This window comes from Nocardiopsis halophila DSM 44494 (genome assembly GCF_000341245.1).
Lineage (GTDB): Bacteria > Actinomycetota > Actinomycetes > Streptosporangiales > Streptosporangiaceae > Nocardiopsis_A > Nocardiopsis_A halophila.
This window is the reverse complement of record NZ_ANAD01000064.1, coordinates 1-20,563: the sequence shown is the minus strand read 5'-3', so window position 1 is coordinate 20,563 and position 20,563 is coordinate 1. Positions and strand designations below refer to the sequence as shown.

25 protein-coding genes, 1 tRNA gene and 1 other annotated feature are annotated in these 20,563 nt (G+C 69.4%); of the genes, 14 read left to right on the top strand and 12 right to left on the bottom strand.

The features are described 5' to 3' along the window. From D450_RS29750 to D450_RS34550, 4 genes are all read left to right on the top strand, one after another. A partial coding sequence (locus D450_RS29750) for an ArsR/SmtB family transcription factor (RefSeq protein WP_017538209.1) occupies positions 1 to 279 on the top strand: 279 nt, incomplete at its 5' end. Positions 280 to 281: 2 nt separating this feature from the next. Continuing rightward, positions 282 to 2,465, top strand: coding sequence for a heavy metal translocating P-type ATPase (locus tag D450_RS0108335; protein ID WP_017538208.1), 2,184 nt, complete (start codon positions 282 to 284; stop codon positions 2,463 to 2,465). Between the two features lie 232 nt (positions 2,466 to 2,697). Then, positions 2,698 to 3,789 (top strand): hypothetical protein, encoded by a 1,092-nt coding sequence (locus tag D450_RS0108330; RefSeq protein WP_017538207.1) that lies wholly within the window; start codon positions 2,698 to 2,700, stop codon positions 3,787 to 3,789. A 142-nt stretch (positions 3,790 to 3,931) separates the two neighbouring features. Further along, positions 3,932 to 4,285 (top strand): DUF6342 family protein, encoded by a 354-nt coding sequence (locus D450_RS34550; protein ID WP_239647535.1) that lies wholly within the window; start codon positions 3,932 to 3,934, stop codon positions 4,283 to 4,285. A 101-nt stretch (positions 4,286 to 4,386) separates the two neighbouring features. Here D450_RS34550 and D450_RS0108320 read toward each other — a convergent pair whose 3' ends face one another. After that, a complete protein-coding gene (locus D450_RS0108320; protein ID WP_017538205.1) occupies positions 4,387 to 5,202 on the bottom strand; it encodes an NAD(P)H-binding protein in 816 nt (271 codons plus the stop codon). A gap of 166 nt (positions 5,203 to 5,368) precedes the next feature. Here D450_RS0108320 and D450_RS0108315 point away from each other — a divergent pair, with 166 nt between their 5' ends. From D450_RS0108315 to D450_RS0108310, 3 genes are read left to right on the top strand one after another with little or no spacing between them, the layout of a single operon-like run. Continuing rightward, positions 5,369 to 5,680 carry a winged helix-turn-helix transcriptional regulator gene (locus D450_RS0108315; RefSeq protein ID WP_017538204.1) on the top strand — a complete coding sequence of 104 codons (312 nt, stop codon included), beginning with the start codon at positions 5,369 to 5,371 and terminating at the stop codon, positions 5,678 to 5,680. Further along, positions 5,596 to 6,162 carry a zinc-binding dehydrogenase gene (locus D450_RS32995; protein WP_086003656.1) on the top strand — a complete coding sequence of 189 codons (567 nt, stop codon included), beginning with the start codon at positions 5,596 to 5,598 and terminating at the stop codon, positions 6,160 to 6,162. The genes D450_RS0108315 and D450_RS32995 overlap by 85 nt, the downstream gene beginning before the upstream one ends. Beyond that, entirely contained in the window at positions 6,159 to 7,274 is a 1,116-nt protein-coding gene (locus tag D450_RS0108310; RefSeq protein WP_241483096.1) for a serine hydrolase domain-containing protein, read from the top strand. The genes D450_RS32995 and D450_RS0108310 overlap by 4 nt, the downstream gene beginning before the upstream one ends. A 382-nt stretch (positions 7,275 to 7,656) precedes the next feature. Here D450_RS0108310 and D450_RS0108305 read toward each other — a convergent pair whose 3' ends face one another. The 10 genes from D450_RS0108305 to D450_RS0108285 form a co-directional block, all read right to left on the bottom strand. After that, entirely contained in the window at positions 7,657 to 8,010 is a 354-nt protein-coding gene (locus D450_RS0108305) for an IS3 family transposase (RefSeq protein WP_017538202.1), read from the bottom strand. After that, positions 7,939 to 8,052 (bottom strand) — a sequence feature (AL1L pseudoknot). (Overlaps the previous gene by 72 nt.) Beyond that, positions 8,010 to 8,327: a transposase gene (locus D450_RS0108300; RefSeq protein WP_026128442.1), complete on the bottom strand. Its 318-nt coding sequence runs from the start codon at positions 8,325 to 8,327 to the stop codon at positions 8,010 to 8,012. It overlaps the preceding feature by 43 nt. Before D450_RS0108300 ends, D450_RS0108305 begins: the two co-directional genes overlap by 1 nt. A gap of 128 nt (positions 8,328 to 8,455) precedes the next feature. Beyond that, positions 8,456 to 8,893, bottom strand: coding sequence for an IS630 family transposase (locus D450_RS29745; RefSeq protein ID WP_017538200.1), 438 nt, complete (start codon positions 8,891 to 8,893; stop codon positions 8,456 to 8,458). Then, on the bottom strand, positions 8,791 to 9,057 hold the full coding sequence (locus D450_RS35590) for a helix-turn-helix domain-containing protein (protein ID WP_394296818.1): 267 nt from the start codon (positions 9,055 to 9,057) through the stop codon (positions 8,791 to 8,793). Before D450_RS35590 ends, D450_RS29745 begins: the two co-directional genes overlap by 103 nt. A 362-nt stretch (positions 9,058 to 9,419) precedes the next feature. Continuing rightward, on the bottom strand, positions 9,420 to 9,863 hold the full coding sequence (locus D450_RS33265; protein WP_206539653.1) for a hypothetical protein: 444 nt from the start codon (positions 9,861 to 9,863) through the stop codon (positions 9,420 to 9,422). A 63-nt stretch (positions 9,864 to 9,926) separates the two neighbouring features. Then, on the bottom strand, positions 9,927 to 10,880 hold the full coding sequence (locus tag D450_RS35585) for a sporulation-delaying protein SdpB family protein (protein ID WP_161631141.1): 954 nt from the start codon (positions 10,878 to 10,880) through the stop codon (positions 9,927 to 9,929). 34 nt (positions 10,881 to 10,914) lie between these two features. Then, positions 10,915 to 11,421, bottom strand: a complete 507-nt coding sequence (locus D450_RS35580; RefSeq protein WP_394296819.1) for an SdpA family antimicrobial peptide system protein — start codon at positions 11,419 to 11,421, stop codon at positions 10,915 to 10,917. Between the two features lie 166 nt (positions 11,422 to 11,587). Then, entirely contained in the window at positions 11,588 to 11,860 is a 273-nt protein-coding gene (locus D450_RS33260; protein WP_152520812.1) for a hypothetical protein, read from the bottom strand. Between the two features lie 34 nt (positions 11,861 to 11,894). Next, positions 11,895 to 13,103 (bottom strand): NlpC/P60 family protein, encoded by a 1,209-nt coding sequence (locus D450_RS33645; protein WP_161631140.1) that lies wholly within the window; start codon positions 13,101 to 13,103, stop codon positions 11,895 to 11,897. 649 nt (positions 13,104 to 13,752) lie between these two features. After that, positions 13,753 to 14,337 (bottom strand): hypothetical protein, encoded by a 585-nt coding sequence (locus tag D450_RS0108285; RefSeq protein WP_039820250.1) that lies wholly within the window; start codon positions 14,335 to 14,337, stop codon positions 13,753 to 13,755. Positions 14,338 to 14,602: 265 nt separating this feature from the next. On the opposite strand from D450_RS0108285, the gene D450_RS29735 reads away from it, so the two are divergent. The 4 genes from D450_RS29735 to D450_RS0108265 all read left to right on the top strand — a co-directional run bounded on the left by D450_RS29735 (position 14,603) and on the right by D450_RS0108265 (position 16,828). Beyond that, entirely contained in the window at positions 14,603 to 15,646 is a 1,044-nt protein-coding gene (locus D450_RS29735) for a hypothetical protein (RefSeq protein ID WP_241483095.1), read from the top strand. Then, a complete protein-coding gene (locus tag D450_RS35395; protein ID WP_338037962.1) occupies positions 15,562 to 15,792 on the top strand; it encodes an XF1762 family protein in 231 nt (76 codons plus the stop codon). The genes D450_RS29735 and D450_RS35395 overlap by 85 nt, the downstream gene beginning before the upstream one ends. Positions 15,793 to 15,798: 6 nt before the next feature. Further along, positions 15,799 to 15,951 (top strand): hypothetical protein, encoded by a 153-nt coding sequence (locus D450_RS34545; protein WP_241483094.1) that lies wholly within the window; start codon positions 15,799 to 15,801, stop codon positions 15,949 to 15,951. A 310-nt stretch (positions 15,952 to 16,261) separates the two neighbouring features. Next, positions 16,262 to 16,828, top strand: a complete 567-nt coding sequence (locus D450_RS0108265; protein ID WP_206539652.1) for a recombinase family protein — start codon at positions 16,262 to 16,264, stop codon at positions 16,826 to 16,828. 183 nt (positions 16,829 to 17,011) lie between these two features. On the opposite strand, the gene D450_RS0108260 is transcribed toward D450_RS0108265, so the two are convergent. Further along, a tRNA-Leu gene (locus D450_RS0108260) sits at positions 17,012 to 17,099 on the bottom strand. A gap of 133 nt (positions 17,100 to 17,232) precedes the next feature. On the opposite strand from D450_RS0108260, the gene D450_RS0108255 reads away from it, so the two are divergent. The 3 genes from D450_RS0108255 to D450_RS0108245 all read left to right on the top strand — a co-directional run. Then, positions 17,233 to 18,561: a M20/M25/M40 family metallo-hydrolase gene (locus D450_RS0108255; protein ID WP_026128440.1), complete on the top strand. Its 1,329-nt coding sequence runs from the start codon at positions 17,233 to 17,235 to the stop codon at positions 18,559 to 18,561. Positions 18,562 to 18,784: 223 nt separating this feature from the next. Further along, on the top strand, positions 18,785 to 19,846 hold the full coding sequence (locus D450_RS0108250) for a hypothetical protein (RefSeq protein ID WP_017538196.1): 1,062 nt from the start codon (positions 18,785 to 18,787) through the stop codon (positions 19,844 to 19,846). Between the two features lie 137 nt (positions 19,847 to 19,983). After that, the coding region (locus tag D450_RS0108245; RefSeq protein ID WP_017538195.1) for a chaplin family protein at positions 19,984 to 20,563 on the top strand (580 nt) is incomplete at its 3' end.

The following is a 20,563-nucleotide window of genomic DNA, read 5'->3' as shown; positions in this document are numbered from 1 at the left end:
CCCCCGGCCGCCGAGCGCGCCAAGGCCCTGGCCGACCCCACCCGGCTGCGCATCGCCCAGGCGCTCCATACCGGCGGGGAGCTCTGCGTGTGCGACCTGGCCTGGGTGTGCTCGGCCGCCAAGAACCTCGTCTCCCACCACGTCCGGCAGCTGCGCGCCGCCGGCCTGGCCGACTCCCGGCGCGACGGGAAGCTGGTGATGTACCGGCTCACCGCCGCCGGGCACGCGCTGCTGTCCGTCCTCATGCCCGTCCCCGAGCCCAGCGCCGAAAGGGGCTGACCATGTCCGACCTGTGCTGCGGCGGCGAAGGGCCGGACCCCCGGGACGAGCCCCGGGACGGGCACCGGGCCCCCGCCGCCGGCCCCGGCGGCCGCCCGCTCCTCGGCCTCGCCCCCGCCCCCGGGGCCGCGCCCGACGCCCTCACCTGCTCCTGCTGCGCCCCGGCCGGCGCCGGTCCGGGGAAGGCGCGCATCCGCACCCCGCGGGAGGCCCCCGCGCAGGAGGCCGGCGGCGGTGACGGGTGCGGCGACCCCACCTGCGGTTCCCCCGCCCCGGCGGAAGGGGCGGAGAGGCCGGGCGCGTGGTGGCGTTCGGCCCCCGTCCGCTGGGCGGCCCTGGCCGGGGTGCTCTGGGCGGCCGGCCTTGCCGTCGACGGGCTCACCGACGCCGCGACCGCCGCGACCGCGCTGTTCGCCGGCGCCGTCGCGGCGGGCGGGTGGACCTTCGTGCCCGGGACGCTGCGCGCCCTGCTCCGGGGGCGCCTGGGCGTGGGGACCCTCATGACCGTGGCCATGGCCGGCGCCGTCGCCCTCGGGGAGGTCGGCGAGGCGGCCATGCTCGCCTTCCTGTTCTCCATGGCCGAGGCCCTGGAGGACCACGCCGTGGCGCGCACCCGCCACGGCCTCCGGGCCCTGCTGGACCTGGTGCCCGCCCGGGCGACCGTGCTGCGCGGCGGTCGCGAGGCCGCCGTCGCCCCCTCCGAGCTGGAGGCCGGCGACCTGCTGCTGGTGCGGCCCGGCGAGCGCATCGCCACCGACGGCACCGTCCGCTCGGGCCGATCGGCCCTGGACGCCTCGGCCGTCACCGGCGAGTCCCTGCCCGTCGAGGCGGTGGAGGGGACCGAGGTCTTCGCCGGGACCGTCAACGGCGGCGGGGTGCTGGAGGTCGAGGCGACCGCCCGGGTGGCCGACAACTCCCTGTCCCGGGTGGTGCACATCGTCGAGCGCGAGCAGGCGCGCAAGGGCGCGGCCCAGCGCCTCGCCGCCCGGGTCGCCCGCCCCCTGGTGCCCGGCGTGCTGGCCGCAGCGGCGCTGATCGCCCTCGCCGGGTCCCTGCTCGGCGACCCCGCCCTGTGGATCGAACGCGCCCTCGTGGTGCTGGTGGCCGCCTCCCCGTGTGCCTTCGCCATCTCCGTGCCCGTCACCGTGGTGGCGGCCATCGGCGCGGCGAGCCGCTCGGGGGTCCTGGTCAAGGGCGGCGCCGCGCTGGAGGCCTTCGGGAGCGTGCGGGTGGTCGCCCTGGACAAGACCGGCACCCTCACCCGCAACGAGCCGGCCGTGGTGGCGGTCGAGCCCGCCGGCGGGCACACCCGCGAGGAGGTCCTGGAGGCGGCCGCCGCCCTGGAGGCCCGCAGCGAGCACCCCCTGGCCGCCGCGATCCTGGCCGCCCGCCCCGGCCCGGAGCCCGCCCGCGACGTGGAGGCGGTGCCCGGCAGCGGCCTGACCGGCACCCGGGACGGCCGCCCGCTGAGGCTCGGCCGGCCGGGCTACATCGATCCGGGGCCGCTCGGCCCGGCGGTGGCCGGGCTGCAGGAGCAGGGTGCCACCGCGGTGCTGGTCGAAGTCGACGGGCGGGTGATCGGTGCGATCGCGATCCGCGACGAGCTGCGCCCCGAGGCCGGTGAGGCCGTGGCCGCGCTCCACCGCGCGGGGGTGCGCACCGTGATGCTCACCGGCGACGACGAGCGCACCGCCCGCGCGCTGGCGGCCCGGGCCGGCATCGAGGAGGTGCACGCCGACCTGCGCCCGGAGGACAAGGCCGGGCTGGTCGCCGGCCTGCGCCGCGGCGGCCCGGTGGCGATGGTCGGCGACGGGGTCAACGACGCGCCCGCCCTGGCCACCGCGGACGCGGGCGTGGCCATGGGGGCCATGGGCACCGACGTGGCGGTGGAGACCGCGGACATCGCCCTGATGGGCGAGGACCTGCGGGTGCTGCCCCGGGCCCTGGCGCACGCGCGCCGCGCCCGCCGGATCATGCTGCAGAGCCTGCTGCTGTCCGGGGGGATCCTGCTGGTCCTGGTCCCGCTCTCGGCCTTCGGGGTGCTGGGGCTGGCCGCGGTGATCCTCACCCACGAGCTGGCCGAGGTGCTGGTCATCGCCAACGGGATCCGGGCCGGCCGGCGCCGGGCCGGGCCCGTCGGGCCCGACGGGCCCGCGGCCCACGAGCGCGGAACGGCCCCGGCGTGACGCCTTTCCGCCGGTAAGGCCCCTCGCCGGCCCGGCTCCGACGGCCGCCGACCACGGCCGCCGGAGCCGGGCCGGCGTTCCGGAATGGTGAGGAACCGGCCTTTTCGCTACGCTGACCGCCGACCTCCCGGACACGACCCCCTTCCGGTCGAGGAGTGTTCGTCACACTGCGTCATCGACGACTCCGCGTGAGGACCTCATCCGTGCATGGGCAGAAAGGATCGATGGCGGCATGTTCAGAACTCCGAAGGATCATCTGCGGAACATCGATAATTCGACCGCAAAGAGCGCGGAGCACCTGAAGAGCATCGACCAGTCGGCGGCGAGCACCGCGCGGTCCACCGCGCAGAACACCGAGCTGTTGAAGGGCATCGCGTTCACCAGCACCGCCAGCATGGTCTTCAACGGCATCACCGCCGCGAACACCGCGCGCATGGCGCGCACGCAGGACCAGCAGTTCGCGCTCCAGCAGGAGCAGCACGCGCTTCAGCAGGCCATAGCCGAACAGACCGCCCGGCACGAGTTCTCGATGTGGCGGCAGACGCCCGAGGGGGAGGCGTTCGTCGACTGGCAGCGGCGCGCCGCCGTCCTCATCCCGTTCCTGCGCAACCGTGAGCGGGTCTGGGACGCCGCGTGGGCGGGGGCGATCGGGCGGGCACGGCAGGAGGTCCCCGCCGAAGAGAGGCGGCGCTTCGCGGGCCGGCCGGCGCGGTTGAGGCAGACCGGGCTCAAGGTCGCCTCCATCGTCTGTTTCGCCCTCGCCGGGCTGTTCGCGCTCATGCTGCTCTTCCAGGTCGCCATGGGGGCGCTGGCGGGTTCGGTGTCGCAGTCCGCGGGGAGCGACCGGCTCACCTATGAGGAGTGCCTCGAAATCCTCGAGGACCCGGACAACGTCATCATGCGCGAGGCCGACTGCGAGGCCATCAAGCCCGAAGCCTCCGGACCGACCGCCGGGAGCGTCGTGCCGGTGGCGCTGTTCGCCGGACTCGGGGTCGCGCTCCTCGTCGCGCGCAAGGTGCGGCAGCGGGCGGCCCTCGCCGACCCGACGGTGGAGAACGAGAGCGCGGCGAGGATCGCCACGTGGGGGTTCGACCCGCTGACGACGCGGGGCGCCTGGTACCCGTGGCACGAATCGCAGGGGTTCATCGGCTACCCCGACCGCATCGAGCACATGGTGCGCAGTGGGCCCTCCCAGCGCCCGCAGCCGGACCAGCTCGTCCCGCTCCAGGTGCCGACCCCCAGGTCGCCTTCCAGCGGTCTGCCCGCCGAGGTCAACGGTGTCCTGAGCACGTTCCAGCAGGAGAACGAGACCTTTTCCCCCTGACCGGCCCCCTCTTGACGGCAGAGACGGGGCGTGGCCCTCAGCGCCTTCCAGTAGCAGAACTCCGTGGCGCGGTCCGGCCCTCATCGTTCGTGCATGAGCGCCTTAACGGCTTCTGAGGGAAAGCCGGTGGGCCGGGGGACCCTTGGTCGTTTCCTCGGATCGGGGAAAGGCGACACCTCTGCATCGGGGGTCATCCACCGCGAAAGGCGGACGCCTTTCCGGGGGTCATGCGCGGAACACGGCCGCAGATCTCCGGGAGGCGCCTCTGGAGCGGAACCGGGCCCCGCACTCGCTCAAGAAGGACGCCGTCATCGGCGCGCCGCTGAGCATCGAGCTGTCGGTGAACACGAACCTCTCCACCTCCCAAGAGGCGGACGAGGTCCCCTTCACGACCAAGCACGGCAGTACGAAGAGGACCAGCGGGATCCTCGGCTCCAGCGGCGCCCCGTACATCGCCGGACACCTGATCACGGAGCAGAATGACCTGTCGTACTGACCCCCGGCCCCGACCGGCCGGCCGCCGGCCCCCACCGGCGGCCGACCTGTGCGCGCTGCCGGGGCCGCCCCGATCGCGACCGGGAGAGCCGGGCGCGCGGTCTACCGGAAGGCGTCGGCGTTGCGGGCGGCCCAGTCGGTGAAGGAGAGCGGGGCGCGGCCCAGGGCGAGTTCGGTGTCAGGCGCCGGAGTGCGCTCCTCCCGAGTCGGTGTGCCGATCGCGTCGAGGGTCTTGTCGACGACCGCGGAGGGCCAGATCCGCGACAGCTCCTCGAAGGCCTGGTCGCGGGTCTGCTCGACGAACGCGACCTCGTCGCCGATGGCGTCCGCGATCGCGGCGGTCTGCTCGCGCGGTGTGACCGCCCGGGGGCCGTTGAGCGTGTAGTACCGGCCGAGGTGGGTGTTCTCGAGCAGGGCCGCGGCCGCCGCGGCGGCGATGTCGGCCGGGTCGATGGGCGGGAGCGCGACATCGCCGAACGGCGCCCGGACCGTCCTGGTGGAGCGGATCGACTCGGCCCACAGCAGCGCGTTGGAGGCGAAGCCGCCGGGGCGCAGGACGGTCCATTCGGGAACCGCTTCGGTCACGGTCCGCTCCATGCCGGTCAGGAAGGGGTCGCGCCTGGACTGCGCCCGCTGGGAGGACAGGAGCACGATCCGTCCGACGCCGGCGTCGCGGGCGGTCGCGACGATCTCGGAGACCGGAAGCGCCGGATCGGGGACCATGAGGAACAACCGGTCCGCCCCCTTGAACGCGGGCTCCAGGCCGCGCGGGTCGGCGAGGTCGCCGGCGAAGTGCCGGGCGCGCGCCGGCAGTCCGATGGGGGCGCGGGAGACGGCCGTGACCGACTCTCCGGCGGAGGTGAGCGCCTCCACCAGCGGGCGGCCGATATTGCCGGTGGATCCGGTGACCACGATCATGACGGTTCCTTTCTCGGGGTACGCGCCAGACCTTAGGTAGGCGGCTCACTTCTGGAAAGGACGTACCTTTTCGTAAGGTCCTTCCATGGACAACGGAATCCCGGCAGATGGATCGGCCCCTCGCGGTGGCCGTGACGTGTTTCATACGGAGTGCTCGGCGCGGCAGATGCTCGACCATGTCACCAGCCGCTGGGGCATCTGGGTCCTGCTCCGCCTGCACGAACAGCGGCCGCTGCGCTTCTACGAGCTGCGCGACCGTATCGGGGGCATCAGCGAGAAGATGCTTTCGCAGACGCTGCGGAACCTCGTCCAGGACGGCCTGGTCTGGCGCGAGGTCGAACCGGACACCCCGCCCAAGGTCGCCTACGGCCTCACCCCGCTCGGCGGCGGCCTCTGCGGGCATCTGGCCGCGATGCTCGACTGGATCGAGGCCAACGCCGAGAACACCGGGGACGGGGCGCAGCCGGCCGGTACCTGAGCAGTGATCCGTTCGCCGGTGAAGCGCGTCGCGTACAGGTCGTTGGATTCCGACCGCCGTCCCGCGAAGGCGAGGCGTCCTGGTGGATCCGGACGGGCCGGACCGGTCCGTTCATAGAGCCGGCCGTACCGCCCGGTGGGCCGTGCCGACCTCCGCGGGCGTCGCTCGCCGAGGCCGTCCGCCTCATCTCGCGGGGCGCGCTGCACATCCCGGTCGACATGCCCCACACCCTCGCCGAGGCAGCGCAGGCCCACAGCGACAGCCGTTCCGGCCACACCCGCGGGCGCGGGGTCATCGTCGTCCGACCCCTATCGTCGGCATCGGCCCTGCCACGCCGTCCGGCAGCCCTGCGAACCCCGGAGGGGCAGCAGGGTGGACCCCTGAGGAGCGGACCCGGGCGCTCCCGGATGGTCGTGCTTCCTCTGCTTCGTCACGCTGGCCGCGGCGGATCGTCGACGGAGATCGAAAGAAGGTCGGGATGAAGCGGGTTTCTCGGGTGCTGGTGACCGCGACGACGGCGTTGGCCGTGGCAGCGGCGCCGGCCGTCGCCTCGGCCGAGTCGGAGGAGAAGGATCCTCCGGGGCTGCGGGGGCGGCTGGACGACGTCGTGGCCACCGGGGCGGTGGGCGCGCTGGCGGAGGTGCGCGGCGAGCACGGCGTGTGGCGCGGAACCAGCGGCGTCGCCGAGCGGGGCACCGCACGGGAGGTTCCGGTCGAAGGCCGTTTCCGGGCGGGCAGCGTGACGAAGACGTTCCTCGCCACCGCCGTCCTGCAGCTCGCCGACGAGGATCGGCTGCGGCTGGACGACACCGTCGAGGAGTGGCTGCCCGGAGCCGTGCCGGACGGGGACGGCATCACCGTGCGTCGGCTCCTCGACCACACCAGCGGGTTGTACGACTACCGGAAGACCCTCACGCTGCCGCCGGATCCGGGGTTCCTGAACTACCGGTGGCGAACCTGGACCGCGGACGAACTGGTCGGGCGCGCCGTGGCGAACCCGCCGGCGTTCGAACCGCCGGGGTCGGAGTACGCGTACTCCAACACCGGGTACGTTCTCCTCGGCCAGATCGTCGAGGAGGCCGCCGGTCGGCCGTACGGAGAGGAGATCGAGCGGCGGATCATCCGGCCGTTGCGGTTGAGCGGCACCGAGATGCCGGGGGAGTCGCCGTGGATCGGTGGGCCCCACCCGCGCGGCTACATCCCGGCGGAGTGGGGCGGCCGGACGCACCTCGTCGACTTCACCGAGATGAACCCGTCGCTGCTGGGCGCGGGGGGCGAACTGATCTCCACGACGGAGGACCTCAACCTGTTCGTCGCCGCACTGCTCGACGGCCGCCTGCTGCCGGAGGACCGGCTCGACGAGATGATGACGCCGGGTGTCGAAGGCGAGACCTACGGCCTGGGGCTGGCCTGGAGGGACACCTCCTGCGGGGTCCGTGTGTACGGCAACGACGGCGATGCGCTGTCGTACCAGTCCTGGACGTACTCGACAGAGGACCTGCAGCACCAGGTGACGATCGCCCTCACCCCGAACTTCACCGGCAACCCCGACAAGACTGTCGACGCCTTCCTGGACGAGGCCGTCTGCGGCTGATCGTCCAGCCGGCCTTTAGAGCGGCGGCCGCCTTGCGCCGTGCCCCGGTTCAGGTGTCCGCTCTCCCCGCCGATGCCCGGCGACGTCGCCACCGGTGCACTCGGCCTGAACGGCACGCCCGCATGGTCGTTCGGGTCATGAGTGCGTTCCGGGGTAGCGGCGCAGTGCCAGAGCGGCGACAGTGCACGGCCAGGACAGCACCATCGGGACCACCGCGCGCTCGTAGTCGGGGCCGAACAACAGCAGCGCCGCCCCAAGCCCAGGCCCCGATGGCGGCGATCCACAGCCCCCCTTGAGCAGCGCCTTGATGTCTCCGGCGCTGGCCTTGTGGTCGGCGTACTGGGCAATAGTGCGCTCTAGTCGTTCATTGGCCCTGCGCGCCTCATCGGCGCGACAGGTCCGGCCGCGTATCCGGGCCCGATGCGCACCGAGTGGTGCGCGGGGTTCTGGCGCGGGCGGCCCCGCGCAGCCCGGCCGCCCTCATCAGCCGGTGCACGGTGCAGCGCGCCACCGCCCGGCCCTGCCGGTTCAGTTCGGCGTGGACCTTGCGCACCCCGTAGACCCCGTAGTTGTCCGCATGGACCCTGCGGATCTCCCCGGTCACGGCCGCGTCGACGACCTGGCGTGCCGAGGGCGGCCGGTCCCTGGCGGCGTAGTAGGTGGACGGGGCGACCTGCAGCACCTCACAGATCGGCTCGAGGCCGAATTCCTGCTTGTAGGCGTCGATGAAGGCCACTACCTGCTCTGTGGGCGGTCGAGCTCCGCCGTGAAGAAAGCCGACGCGGACTTCAGGACGGCGTTGGCCCGGCGCAGCTCGCGGTTCTCGCCCTCCAGCTCGGCCAGGCGCTGGGCCTGGCCGGTGGTGCCGGGCCGCTCTCCTGCGTCGACCTCGGCCTGGGTAACCCAGTTGCGCAGCGTCTCGTGGTTGATGCCCAGCTGGTTGCCGATACGGGCGAGCGCTCCGGGCCGGGTGGCCGGGTCCCGGCGGGCTTCCACGGCCATCCTCGTGGCGCGTTCGCGCAGCTCATCGGGGTACTTCCTCGGTGCTGCCATGACTCTCGTCCTTCCCAGGGGTGAGAGCCTCCATCACACCCGGAACGAAACATGTCGAGTTCGGCGGGCACTTCGGTGTCGATGCGGCGCAGGAAGTCCAGCCATTCGACGGCGCGGTGGCGCTCCTGTCAGGAGTGCACGACGGCGCCGGTGATGATGTCGAAGGCGGCGAACAGTGTGGTGGTGCCGTGGCGGATGTAGTCATGGGTGCGGGTGGCGGGATGGCCGGGGGAGACCGGCTGGCCCGGGCCGGCGGGTTCGAGGGCCTTGATCTGCGATTTCTCGTCCACGCACAGAACGGCGGCGTGGTCGGGCGGATTGAGGTACAGGCCGACCACATCGATCATCTTGTCGATGAACAGCGGGTCGGTGGAGAGCTTGAAGGCGTTCTGACGGTGGGGCAGGAGGTTGAACGACTGCCAGATGCGCACCACGGCCGCTTGGGAGATCCCGGCGTGGGCGGCTATATCCCGCGATGACCAGTGCGAGGCGCCGTTGGGCGGCTCGGCGAAGCGGGTGTTGTCGACGACCCGCCGGATGGTGTCCTCGCTGATCGTCGCCGCCACTTTGCCACCGTGGCCGCGCTGGCACCGAGCCGCTCGGCGATGCCGACCGTGGGCGTGTCCTCTCCTGCCAGGAGGATGATCCGCGCCCGCAGGGCTCTGGCCTGTGGAGTCGAAGGCGCCGCGGCGATCCGGGACAACTCGGCCGCCTCCTCGGCGGTCAGCATGATGCGCTCACGCGGACAACCCGCTTTTGCCATGCCGCCATCCCACCACAGCGTCCGACACACCGTAGTTGCACTCTAACACAATTATACAAAGAACTTCTGAATCATGACACTAGGGCTCCAGGTCATTGTTTGAGGGGACGGCGATATACGCAGATTCGCCTGGCTCGCGCGTTGCGTGGGCCTTCATCCCACGCCAGAAGCCACTGAGATCATCTCATTGGCCGGCCACCCCTATACCCTAACTAAAATAAAAACTCCCACTTCTCGCAGTCACTAACGAAAGACGTCCTCTTTACGCCGCAAAAATAACCTGCGACTACACTCGAAATGGGCCCCCTATTCTGTTTGTACGGCGATTCTTAATTCATGGATTCAATTATACGCTCTCTCCAGGCCGTCGCATCAGGAACAACCATGATAATCCTCTTTCCTTTTATGGTGGTAACCTCCACGCCTTCTCCGCTTCGCATGACGACGCCTATCGCACCGCCTCGACCAAAGCGAAGCCCTACCCCGAGAAAATCGGAGAACGCGTCCACATGCACCCTCTCTACGTTCCTTATATCTTTAAGGGGGATAGCAAATCGCCATACCGGAAATGCAGAAATGAGGAGTTTCCCTCGCTTGATCTCAATATTTCCGCGCAATGCTATCGTGAGGACGGCGACAGTGATTCCAAGCAATGGAACCCAGATATGAGAGAGAAAAGAATCGGGTTCCGCTACGATTATAGGAACATAAACAATAAGAATTATTGTCGCGATGGCTGCTCCAACCAGAGGGACCCAGGCGGACGGCCGCACGGATTCACGGAATCGCTTAGAGTTCCCTGAAGAGTTGCTTGGAAAATCAGGCATGTGCGCTCTCTACACTCTCTCCATTTGATGTTTACCGGCCCCAGAATCTTCATCTCTTCGTTCCGGCCACTGGATCCCGTAGAAACTGCGAAGTGAGGCCCCCACAGGTACAGTCAGCAAGATAAGGGCGGCAGCCATTGCACAAAAGAAGCTCCACAATCCCATGGTCACGGCAATTCCCAAGTGCAGAGCAAGCCCCGCAGGGAGAAGAAATCGCCGAATTCGCAATGAAGTGAGCAGCGACGTGGCTAGCGCAAGTTCGAGGATTATGGGGCTCCACGTCAAAAATGCCACCCCCGGGTCTGATTCAACTATCGGAGCAAAAATCGGGTACATCCATTGTGGAGCTCCGAATATATCATGGTTATACCAGTAATAAAATGAGGTTCCATCCAACCATTCTCGTTCGTTAAGTTTAGCGATTCCAGCTTGAAAATAGAGCCCGGCGACCTGAAGTTTAGCGAAGGTCAAAGCGACAATCGATACTGCTATTCGATGGGTAGATATACGAGATCCAGGGCGGCCGGAAGGACATGCTCGAGGAATGGGGTCAGTGTCCAACCGAAACCAGTGCCACTTTCTGGGATCGCTCAGGGCAACTGGGAGAAGGAGAACAGACAGAATACTTGCAATTTGATCTCCACCTTCAGGGACCGTAATGGCATTATACGCACTCCATGTGATATAAGCATGGGGGAAGGCTGTGATCCTGGGACGCCATCCGGAAGCCACTACAAAAAGACAGACGGCGCCGATGATGCGGAGCGCATCAAGAGGCACGCCAATAGAAATACAGAAAAGCCCGTACTGCCCGATCCCCTCGCATTTCGGCGTATCGGGGAGCCCCACTCCAGGAGGAAAGAGTGACTCGGTAGAGCTGAACGTAAGAGTCAAAGCGAGGCCTACGGCCAATAAGGTTCTGGCTATACCGTAAGCCGATCCCCAGGGGAGAACGACTTCCACATGCCTCCGAAACCATTCGTCAGGTCGCCACCGATCAGTCACTACAATCGGCCTCAACTCTCGCAACGCGCTCGGTCGCCCATCTCTCCGTCACGTGCTCGCGATAACTATAAGGGACGGGAGAACGGCTGACCAAGGCAAGGGGTCCACACATTGTGGGATTTGGAGTAGGATTATAGACTGTTACAGAGTTCTCCACTTGCAATCCGAGGCAGACCTCTAGCTGTTGATGGCATTTCCTCCATGAATCATCCGGCACACTTGACGTGATGATTCCGCGCTCGAGTCCTTGCGCTCGCGCCCTCCGATCCGCACCGAAAAAGTTCGACGGCTCTGCATTTGGTCCTATGTCGGTGTCCTGCCACTGTTGGTCGCCGACTTTTCTGAAGACGCGGATCGCCTCTTCTCTTGGACTGCGTGTGAAAAACGCCCACCCCTGAGGGAGAATACTGTTAACGGCCGAAGCTATAGGACGTTCGAACGGGAGTGCTATGACATTGTACGGCCAGTGGACGTGTACTGCGTAGGTGGCGATCACCATCCCCACAGCACCCCAGAAGATCAGTGGTATTATGCTGATTCTCGAGAATTGTTCGTTCTTCATTGACCGAGCTAATCCATCAAAAACATAGGAATCATGGCGGGGCAGGATACATGTACATCCTGCCCCACTTATCACTACTGGCGGAGAGTCAGATGAAGTGACGCTAATTCTTATGGAGAACCTCAATGATCTCGATCACTGCTTCTTCTTCGCTCAAGCCTGAACTCGACTCAGCGGCTGAACGCTCCCACACCTTCACCTCTGCATATACAGCCGCATGCGCGACGGCTGCTGATTCCAGTACCACCGCAGCTACGACGGCAACTCCACCAGCTGCCACCACCACGACGGCTCCAGCGGCGGTAGTGACACACAGCTCGCTAGATCCGTCTTTATTCTCGAGAGTTTTGATCTTATCGGGAGCGGCTTCGAGCATAAGATCGGCAGCTTGTCTCAGCGACCTGTCAAACCTAACAGGATCCCCGCTTCTTGGTCACCCGCGGGATGTCGACCCCGGCGGCGGCCCAAGCTCCCTGGACCAGGCTCGAGCAGTCGAAGGCGTCGGGACCGTTGGCGCCGTAGACGTAGGGCTTTCCGAGCTGCTGAAGCACCCACTCGACCGCGGTGCGCCCGCCTTGACCGGTCGGGCCGTCCGCGGCGGGGATGCCAGGAACGGCGTCGAAGCGGTCGATCTCGGTGAGCACCTGGTCCACGTACCAGTCGGCGTTGTTGTAGCGGAACAGGGCCCGGGAGAGCTGGTCGCGGTCGTTGAAGTCGGCGCTCTCGCCACCGCTCATGCACAGCTCGCGGGCGCTGGCCAGTGCGCTGTCGTAGACGTTGTGCGGGTTGGCGGTGCCGTCGCTGTTGCCGTCGGCGCCGTAGGTGGACCAGTCGCTGGGCAGGTGCTGGTTCGGGCCGACGGCCCGGTTCCAGGTGCGCCGGTCGGTGGAAATCCCGGCCTTGGCATAGGCGGCCACCAGAGCCCGATCCAAGGCGGCGCGGCGTCGCGGCTCCAAGGGCCGGCCCAGCATCACCGCGAGCAGCGTGTGCAAGAACAGGGCCCGGCGGGTCAGGGCGTCGCGCTTGGCCGTCTCGTCCAGCGCCAGGTCGAGGGGGTTGAGGTGGACCCCGGGGGCGCCGAGCCGGATGACGGTTCCGCCCACGGCCTCGGCCAGTCGGGAGTACTCGTCCTCCGGGTCCACTACGGCCGCGCTCACCCCGGCATACAGATTGCGCAGCAGGTCCAGCTTGCAGAAGTAGCTCTTCCCGGCCCCTGAGCGGGCCAGGACCACGGAGTTGTAGGAGTCCAGGGCCCACCGGTCCCACACGACAACCCCGGACGAGGCGGCGTTCAGCCCGTAAAGGACCGCGGTCGGCGAGGCCTCCACGGCCAGGTCCGGACTGGCGAAGGGGAAGGAGGCCGACAGGGCCGCGGTGTCCATGCTCCGGCGCTGATCGAGCAGGTCCACCCCGAGGGGCAGCGCAGAGATCCACCCCTGGAGCTGGCGGAACGTCGCGGGCCGTGCGTCGAGAAGGAGGGAGGCCAGCAGCGACTGGACGTGGGCGACCTCGTCGTCGAGCCGCTGCTCGGTGGCGGCGTGAACGGTGATGTAGACCCCGACGCGGAACAGCTTGCCCTCGCGTTGCGGTCCGTTCGCGCCTTGTGAAAGATTCGGCACATAGAATCCTCGATGAAGTCGGAAACGTATTGTGCACGGGGCTTCCAGGGCCTGAGGTGGCCGGAGACGGATATGCTCTCCAGGTTGGGCCGCCAGCTCTCTGGCCGTGGATCGTGTGAATGCGACGGTTTCGCTTCGAGGTCGACGATGTCGTACTTGTTGAATTTCCCCTCACCTTCAAGGGATCTGAAGTTGATGGGATATAGGCGTACCCAACCCTCCCTTCCTGGGTCGATGCGGAGGCCGGCTACGCAGACAGTCTCGCCGTATGTACTGGACGGCTGTGGGGCGGCCTTGACCGTGATGATCACCCGCATCCGCTCTGGCTGATCACCCTTTGGTTTTACCGGGGGTTCGGATAGGTCGGGCGCGAAAAGCGAATGCCCTTGCATGGGTTCTTTTTGCATGGCTCTCCTCCCAAGGGATACAGATTAGCCAGTTGAGGAGGCCACCCCTTCCGCTGTGGCCGCATTCGGCCAGGCGCCTAGTTCGGCTTCGAACATTCATCCGACGCTGACTCGTCGCTGCTGATTTTAGTAGGTGCGCTCTGGGTGAGCTTGAACAATAGAAGGTTCGCTACCAGAGTTCTATGCGGCGAGTGGCGTGGCTGGACTGTGCTGTCCGGAAGTATGGAATCCGGGGTTCCGGTTCACCCACTTGTGCGTGAGCGCATCAGGGAGTCGAGAACCTTGTCTTGTGCTCTCTTCCGATAGCGCCGGGCTGTGATGTACGTCAGCCGGAGGTCGCGGGCCGCGCAGGTGAGGGGTGTGTGTTCCAAGCGAGTGCGGGCGATGAGCTCGGCTTCGGTCGGGGTGAGGACGCCGTCGCGGATGTGGGTGGCGAGCAGGGTGACCGGACCGTCTGATGGCGGCCTGGGAGTAAGGACCTTCTGTTCTTCGAAGTCCGTGGTTCGATGCCGGATGCTGAGGATGCGGTAGCGGTGACGTTGGCCGGCCTTACGGGAGGTATAGAGCAGCTTCGGGCACAGGGCCTCCGCTGCCGGGGCGATGACCGTCCACGCCGGATCACCGTCGCGGGCTTGGGTGATGATGCCGCGCCACACCTTGTCGGCGGTTGCGCGGTCGGCCTTCAGGAGCCGCTGGGTTGCCGCGGCGGCGGACAGGTCGTGGGGCGGCATGCCGATCAGCTCGGCCAGCTCGCTTCCGGGCGGGCCGCTGCCTTCGAGGAGGAGTTCGAGGGCGTTCTGAAGGGTGGAGAACGGGGTCGTCGGCATTGCGAGCCTCCCTGTGGTGTCGGGAGTCCCATGAAGCACCGTCCTCTTGAGCAGCAACATCGCACTCTTCCGGAGTGTGAGCTGGGCTGATGCGGTGCGTTCGCCTGGCGTGTGCATGCCGAGGACGGCCCTGAACGCCATGGAGGGGGGCTGGGCTCTGCGTGCGCACGGCGTACGCGAAGGCGTCGGCGGCGGGTGGGTGAGCGCGGTGGGCCGGGCGAGCGTGAGTCTTGGGTGAGGGTCGCTGTGGTCCGACGCCGTTGCCGTGAAACGTTCTGCTCCGCCGAAGCTGCGCCTGCTCTCCCTGGGAGTCGGGGTGCAGTCCAGCGCCCTTCTCCTGCTCTCCGCCCAAGGGGCGGTCCCCAGGTTCGACTACGCCCTGTTCGCCGACACCGGCTGGGAGCCGGCCGTCGTCAACCGGCACCTGGAGCGCCTCGAAGGCGTTGCCGCCGGTGCCGGGATCACGATCCGAAGAGTGTCCGTCGGCAACATCCGGCACGACGCCCTGGACGAGCGGCACCGGTTCGCCTCCATGCCGCTGTTCATCGCCAAGACCGACGGGAGCCTGGGCATGGCCCGGCGGCAGTGCACCTCCGAATACGAGGTCCTCCCGCTCAAGCGCCAAGCACGGCGCCTGCTGGGCTACCCGCACACGGCACGGGTCCCGTGGGGTGTCTATGCCGAGCAGGCCATCGGCATCTCCACCGATGAGTTCCACCGCGCCAAGGACGCCGACGTCGCCTGCCTGTGCAACGTCTTCCCGCTGCTGGACATCGGGTGGACCCGGGAGGACTGCCGCGCGTACCTGGCAGTGCACGGGCTCGGGGACACGCCGAAGTCGGCGTGTATCGGCTGCCCGTACCGTTCCAATGTCTCCTGGGCCCTCCTGAGAGCTGAGGAGCCGGAGGCGTTCGCCGACGCGGTCGAGTTCGATGCCGCGATCCGGCACGGCCACCCCGCGGCAACGATGCGCGGCATGCCGCTGGAGGGCACCTTCTACCTGCATCCGGCGCGGATTCCGCTCGGCGAGGTCGAGCTGGGGGAGGAGGCCGAAGCAGGGGAGCGGGGTGCTCGCCGTGGGCCTGCACGGGTGAGGAGCGCGACGGGGAGGAGCGGTGAGCGGGGGCGAGTTCGCGCTTTCGGCCGCCGCGGTGCTTGCGAACCGGCGCCGACACGAGGACGCTGGAGCTGGTCCCGGTCCCACTGGCGGAGGCCAAGGCGTTCGTGGAGGTCTGGCACCGGCACCTGGGGCCGCCGCGCGGGCACAAGTTCAGCCTCGGGCTCCGGCATGCCGACGGGGTGCTGGTAGCGGTGGCGATCGCGGGACGCCCGGTGGCCCGCGGGCTCGACGACGGGTGCACGCTCGAGGTCACCCGCCTGGCCTCCGACGGCACCCCGAACGCCTGCTCCCGACTCCTGGCAGCGTCGTGGCGGGCGGCAAAGGCGCTGGGGTAACGGCGCATGGTCACCTACACCCGCGCCGACGAGCCCGGCACCTCGCTGCGCGCTGCCGGGTGGCGGCGGGCGGCGGAGCTGCCGCCGCGCGGGGACTGGCATCCAGCCCGGCAGCCGGGGCGCCTGGGTCCGGCGCGAGTGCGGTGGGAGGTGCCGTGAGCCAGGAGCCGAGAGAGGTGGACAGGTGCCGTGGGGGTGGTCGGCGTTGTCTCGGCATGCCGGTGCTGCCGCCCGGCCGGGTGCTTGCCCGGAGGTGAGGGTGCTGTGTCCGAAGAGCGAGAACAGGCTTCTGACCGGCTAAAACACGTGTGCTCAAAGAGGGGAGGCGCCTATCCTCGCGGACACAGTGGCGGTGAGCAGAACCGACTGCGCATCGACTTCTCCGGTGACGTGCCCAGGCTTACCCCAGAAGCTCTGCGGGTGCTCCTGACGATCGTGCGCAAGGCGTACGCGCAGCGGCTCGCCGTAGATGAGCAAGCACCGACGATCGCTGCAGGGGACCGAGCAGATGGTGATGACCCCGGCCCAAGTCCCTGACAGCCTCAACTTCGCCCTCTGGGCCCGTGTATCAACCGATGACCTGCAGGACCCCGACTCCTCCCTGGCCTGGCAGCGGCATCGAGCCCAAGCACTGACGGCTTCTGCGGTAGAGGTCGTCACGGAGTACTTCGACGTTGACAAGTCGCGGGCCGTCCCACCGAAGCGGCGGCCGAACGCCGCCCGCCTGCTGCGCTCTCTGGAAGACCCGGCTCGAGGCTTCGACGCGGTGGTCGTCGGTGAGCCGCAGCGGGTCTTCTACGACGCGCAGTTCAACGACACCTTCCCGCTGTTCAAGCACTACGGCGTTCCGCTGTGGGTTCCCGAGGTCGGTGGCCCGATCGATCCGCGCAACGAAGCCCACACGATGATCCTGTCGGTCTTCGGCGGGACGAGCAAAGGGGAGCGGACCCGCATCCAGACCCGGGTCCAAGCGGCCATGGCCGCGCAGGCGCAGTACGAAGGGCGCTGGGGGAGGCCTCGCGCCTTCAGGTCTTAACCCGAGAGGAGGTCGCAGGGATGGTGGAAGGACTCGCCGACTTGTCGGGGGTGGTCGCCGTCGCCGATCCGCAGGACAAGGCGGAGCTGTACGCGGGGATGGGGTTGCGGCTGACCTACCGTCCCGAGAAACGCGAAGTGGAGGCCCGGATCAAACCGGACCTCCACAGCATGTGCCAAAGGTTGGTGTCCGAGGGGGGACTTGAACCCCCATGCCCTTAACGGGCACTAGCACCTCAAGCTAGCGCGTCTACCTATTCCGCCACCCGGACCCGGTCCGCGTCTGTTGCCCGCGGACACGGTCAACCATAGCAAAGGTCTGAGGCCGGGCGTACATCGTTTTCGGGGCGGGTGGAGCATGGGAGGGTCGGATCCAGACGTCGCCGAGAGGAGCTGGTGCACACCATGCCCGAGACCGAAGGCAGCGGGGCCCCCAGTGGGGCGGAGGCCGAGGTCGTGGACCTCTGCCGGGAGCTCATCGCCATCGACACCTCCAACTACGGGGACATGTCCGGTCCGGGGGAGCGGGAGGCCGCCGAGTACGTCGCCGGGAAGCTGGACGAGGTCGGCATCGAGCCGCGGGTGCTGGAGTCGGCCCCGGGGCGGACCAGCGTCGTGGCGCGGATCGCGGGGGAGGACCCCGGCCGGGCGCCGCTCCTGGTGCACGGGCACCTGGACGTGGTTCCCGCGGACGCCGCCGACTGGACCCACCACCCCTTCTCCGGTGAGATCGCCGACGGCTGCGTGTGGGGCCGCGGCGCCGTCGACATGAAGGACATGGACGCCATGGCCCTGGCCGTGCTCCGGGAGCGGGTGCGGCAGGGGCGCCGTCCCCCGCGCGACATCGTGCTCGCGTTCCTGGCCGACGAGGAGGCCGGGGGCACCTATGGCGCCCAGTGGCTCGTCGCGAACCACCCCGAGCTGTTCGCCGACTGCTCCGACGCGATCAGCGAGGTCGGGGGGTTCAGCTTCACGGTGCAGGACGACCGGCGCCTCTACCTGATCGAGACCGCGGAGAAGGGCATCGCCTGGATGCGCCTGAAGGCGCGCGGCACCGCCGGGCACGGCTCCATGGTCAACGACGACAACGCCGTCACCGAGCTGGCCGAGGCCGTCGCCCGGCTCGGCCGGCACGAGTTCCCCGTGCGCCTGACCAAGACCGTGCGCACCTTCCTGGAGGAGGTGTGCGAGGCCTTCGGCATCCCCTTCGACGAGGACGACCCCGAGGCGGTGCTCTCCCGGCTGGGCCCCATCGCCGGGATGATCGGCGCCACCCTGCGCAACACCCTCAACCCCACCGTGCTGGAGGGCGGCTACAAGGCCAACGTCATCCCCGGTTCGGCCGGGGCCCAGGTCGACGGCCGGTTCCTGCCCGGGATGGAGGAGGAGTTCTTCGCCGAGGTGGACCGCCTGCTCGGCCCCAACGTGGAGCGGGAGTTCATCCACCACCTGCCCTCGGTGGAGACCGACTTCGAGGGCGGCCTGGTCTCGGCCATGGCGCGCGCCCTGGAAGAGGAGGACCCCGGCTCGCGCGCCGTGCCCTACTGCCTGTCCGGGGGCACCGACGCCAAGAGCTTCCAGCGCCTGGGCATCCGCAACTACGGGTTCGCCCCGCTGCGGCTGCCCCCCGAGCTCAACTTCTCCGGCATGTTCCACGGCGTCGACGAGCGCGTCCCCGTCGACGCGCTGCAGTTCGGCACCCGTGTGCTGGACCGGTTCATCGACCTCAGCTGAGGCGGCCGCCGGGGGCGTGCGGCGGTCCCTGAGCGGCGCCTGGGCAGTGGCAGGGCAGTGGTGGAACGGGCCGGAGAATTTTTTCCGGCCCGTTTCGCAGTTTTCTCCACACCATGAGCGCAGCGTGGTGCTAACGTGACTCTCAGTCTGCGGGACAGGGTCCCGCCGTCGACCGGATCCCCGGTCGGCGCACCGGCACGTCTTCACCCCGAGGTGGCATTCCATGGTGCAGGTCGGCAGCGGTCGGCGGGTCCGTCCCGCCGGTGCCGTGCGCCTGCCGGGTGCTCGCGCCCTGCGCCGCCTCGCGGTGGTCACCGGCCTGCTGGCCGGCGGCTGGCTGTTGGGCGCGTCCGCGGCGCACGCCGCCGAGGACGCCCTGTCCGCCGCCCCGTCCGCAGCCCCCGCCGTCGGCGGGGGCCTGGAGGAGGCCGAAGGGGCCGAGAGCGCCGCGCGTGCCGAAGGCACGGAGAGCGCCGAGGCCGACGGTGCCGCCGCTGAGGGCGCCCCGCTGGAGCGGGTCCGCCAGGTCGGCGAGGCCGCCGGCGGCACCGCCCGCGGGGTGGTCGACGGCGTCGACGACACCGTGCGCACCACCGGTTCGACGGTCGACTCCGGTGTGGAGTCCACCGTCGGCGCCGCCGAGGACGCCGTCGGGGACCGCGTGGTCGCCGATACCGTCCGCAACGGCCGCGACGGGGTGCGCGAGGGCGTCCGGGAGATCACCGGGGAGCCGCTGGGCGACTCCCTGGGCGAGGGCGACCTGGCCTCGACCGTCTCGGACGGCCTGGGCGGCGACGCCTCCGGGCGGGTCCGCGACGGGCTGGAGCGCGTCGTCGACCGCGGCCTGGACACCGACCCCGTGCACACGGGCGACGCCTCCGACGACCGTGGCGCTGACGCCGCGCGGGAGCGCGGCGGCGAGGGCGAGCGCGCCCCCGCCTCCGAGCACGGCCCGGCCGAACGCGGCCCGCGCACCCTGCGCGCCCTGAGCGAGGGCGCCGCGGGCGAGCGGCCGACGGCCGCACCCGGCACCGCCGACCGTGTCGGCGGCGCCGCGCACGGCGCCGAGGACGGCGCCGCCCCTGAGACCGACACCTCTTGGAGCGGCTCCGACTCGGCCGCCACCGGTGTGTCCTCGTCTCCCTTCCCCGCGCCCGCGGCCGGCTTCTGGCTGCAGCAGCGCGGTGGCGGCCTGCGCCCCCTCCTGCGGAGCGCGGCCCTTCCCGGCGACCCGACCCTGGTCGTCCGCGACGCCGCGGACGACCCGTCGTTCTCGCCCGACTAGTCCACTCCACTCCGGCGGCGGGCGCCGCCCGGCCCGGCCTGTGCGCCGCGGCCGCCCCGCGCCCCCGCCCTGTCGCCGTGCCCCGCTCCGGCGACCCCCGTGATCTCATCCGCTCCACGGAAAAGGATTTGCGACCCATGTCCAGGACCACACTCGCCGCGTTCGCGGCCGCCGGCATCATCGCCGCGGCGTCCGCCCCGGCCGCCGCCTCCACCACCGGTGGCGACGGGTCGGTGCTCGGCGGCAACCAGGCCGGCGCCGACGCCCAGTCCCCGGTGAACGTCTGCGGCAACGCGGTGGCCGTGCTCGGCACCGCCGCCGCCGGCTGCGAGGACTCCGGGGCCGAGGCCTCCGGCGGCTCGGACGCCCCGACCACCTCCGGCGACGGCTCGACCGGCGGCGGCAACCAGGCCGGCGCCGACGCCGACCTTCCGGTCAACGCCTGTGGCAACGCGGTGGCGGTCGGGGGGAGCGCCACCGCCTCCTGCGACGGGGACCACCGCGAAGACGGCGAGGACGGCTACGAGGACGGCTACGACGAGCCGTTCCCCGAGGAGTCGCCGGACGGCTACGCGCCAGAGGAGGAGGACGAGCGCGAGGACGAGCAGGCCGCCCCCGAGGACCAGGAGAGCCCGAAGGAGGAGGACCGCCATGATGCCGCCCCCGCCCAGGAGTCCCCGTCCGCCGCTGCCGGTGCCCCGGCCGCGCAGGCCGGCC

Coding starts and splice junctions, on each gene's coding strand:
- D450_RS0108335 (WP_017538208.1), top strand. CDS start 282: ATGTCCGACCTGTGCTGCGGCGGCGAAGGGCCGGACCCCCGGGACGAG.
- D450_RS0108330 (WP_017538207.1), top strand. CDS start 2,698: ATGTTCAGAACTCCGAAGGATCATCTGCGGAACATCGATAATTCGACC.
- D450_RS0108320 (WP_017538205.1), bottom strand. CDS start 5,202: ATGATCGTGGTCACCGGATCCACCGGCAATATCGGCCGCCCGCTGGTG.
- D450_RS0108315 (WP_017538204.1), top strand. CDS start 5,369: ATGCTCGACCATGTCACCAGCCGCTGGGGCATCTGGGTCCTGCTCCGC.
- D450_RS0108310 (WP_241483096.1), top strand. CDS start 6,159: ATGAAGCGGGTTTCTCGGGTGCTGGTGACCGCGACGACGGCGTTGGCC.
- D450_RS0108300 (WP_026128442.1), bottom strand. CDS start 8,327: ATGGCAGCACCGAGGAAGTACCCCGATGAGCTGCGCGAACGCGCCACG.
- D450_RS35590 (WP_394296818.1), bottom strand. CDS start 9,057: ATGCTGACCGCCGAGGAGGCGGCCGAGTTGTCCCGGATCGCCGCGGCG.
- D450_RS35580 (WP_394296819.1), bottom strand. CDS start 11,421: ATGGTGATCGCCACCTACGCAGTACACGTCCACTGGCCGTACAATGTC.
- D450_RS33260 (WP_152520812.1), bottom strand. CDS start 11,860: ATGCTCGAAGCCGCTCCCGATAAGATCAAAACTCTCGAGAATAAAGAC.
- D450_RS0108285 (WP_039820250.1), bottom strand. CDS start 14,337: ATGCCGACGACCCCGTTCTCCACCCTTCAGAACGCCCTCGAACTCCTC.
- D450_RS34545 (WP_241483094.1), top strand. CDS start 15,799: ATGGTCACCTACACCCGCGCCGACGAGCCCGGCACCTCGCTGCGCGCT.
- D450_RS0108265 (WP_206539652.1), top strand. CDS start 16,262: ATGAGCAAGCACCGACGATCGCTGCAGGGGACCGAGCAGATGGTGATG.
- D450_RS0108255 (WP_026128440.1), top strand. CDS start 17,233: ATGCCCGAGACCGAAGGCAGCGGGGCCCCCAGTGGGGCGGAGGCCGAG.
- D450_RS0108250 (WP_017538196.1), top strand. CDS start 18,785: ATGGTGCAGGTCGGCAGCGGTCGGCGGGTCCGTCCCGCCGGTGCCGTG.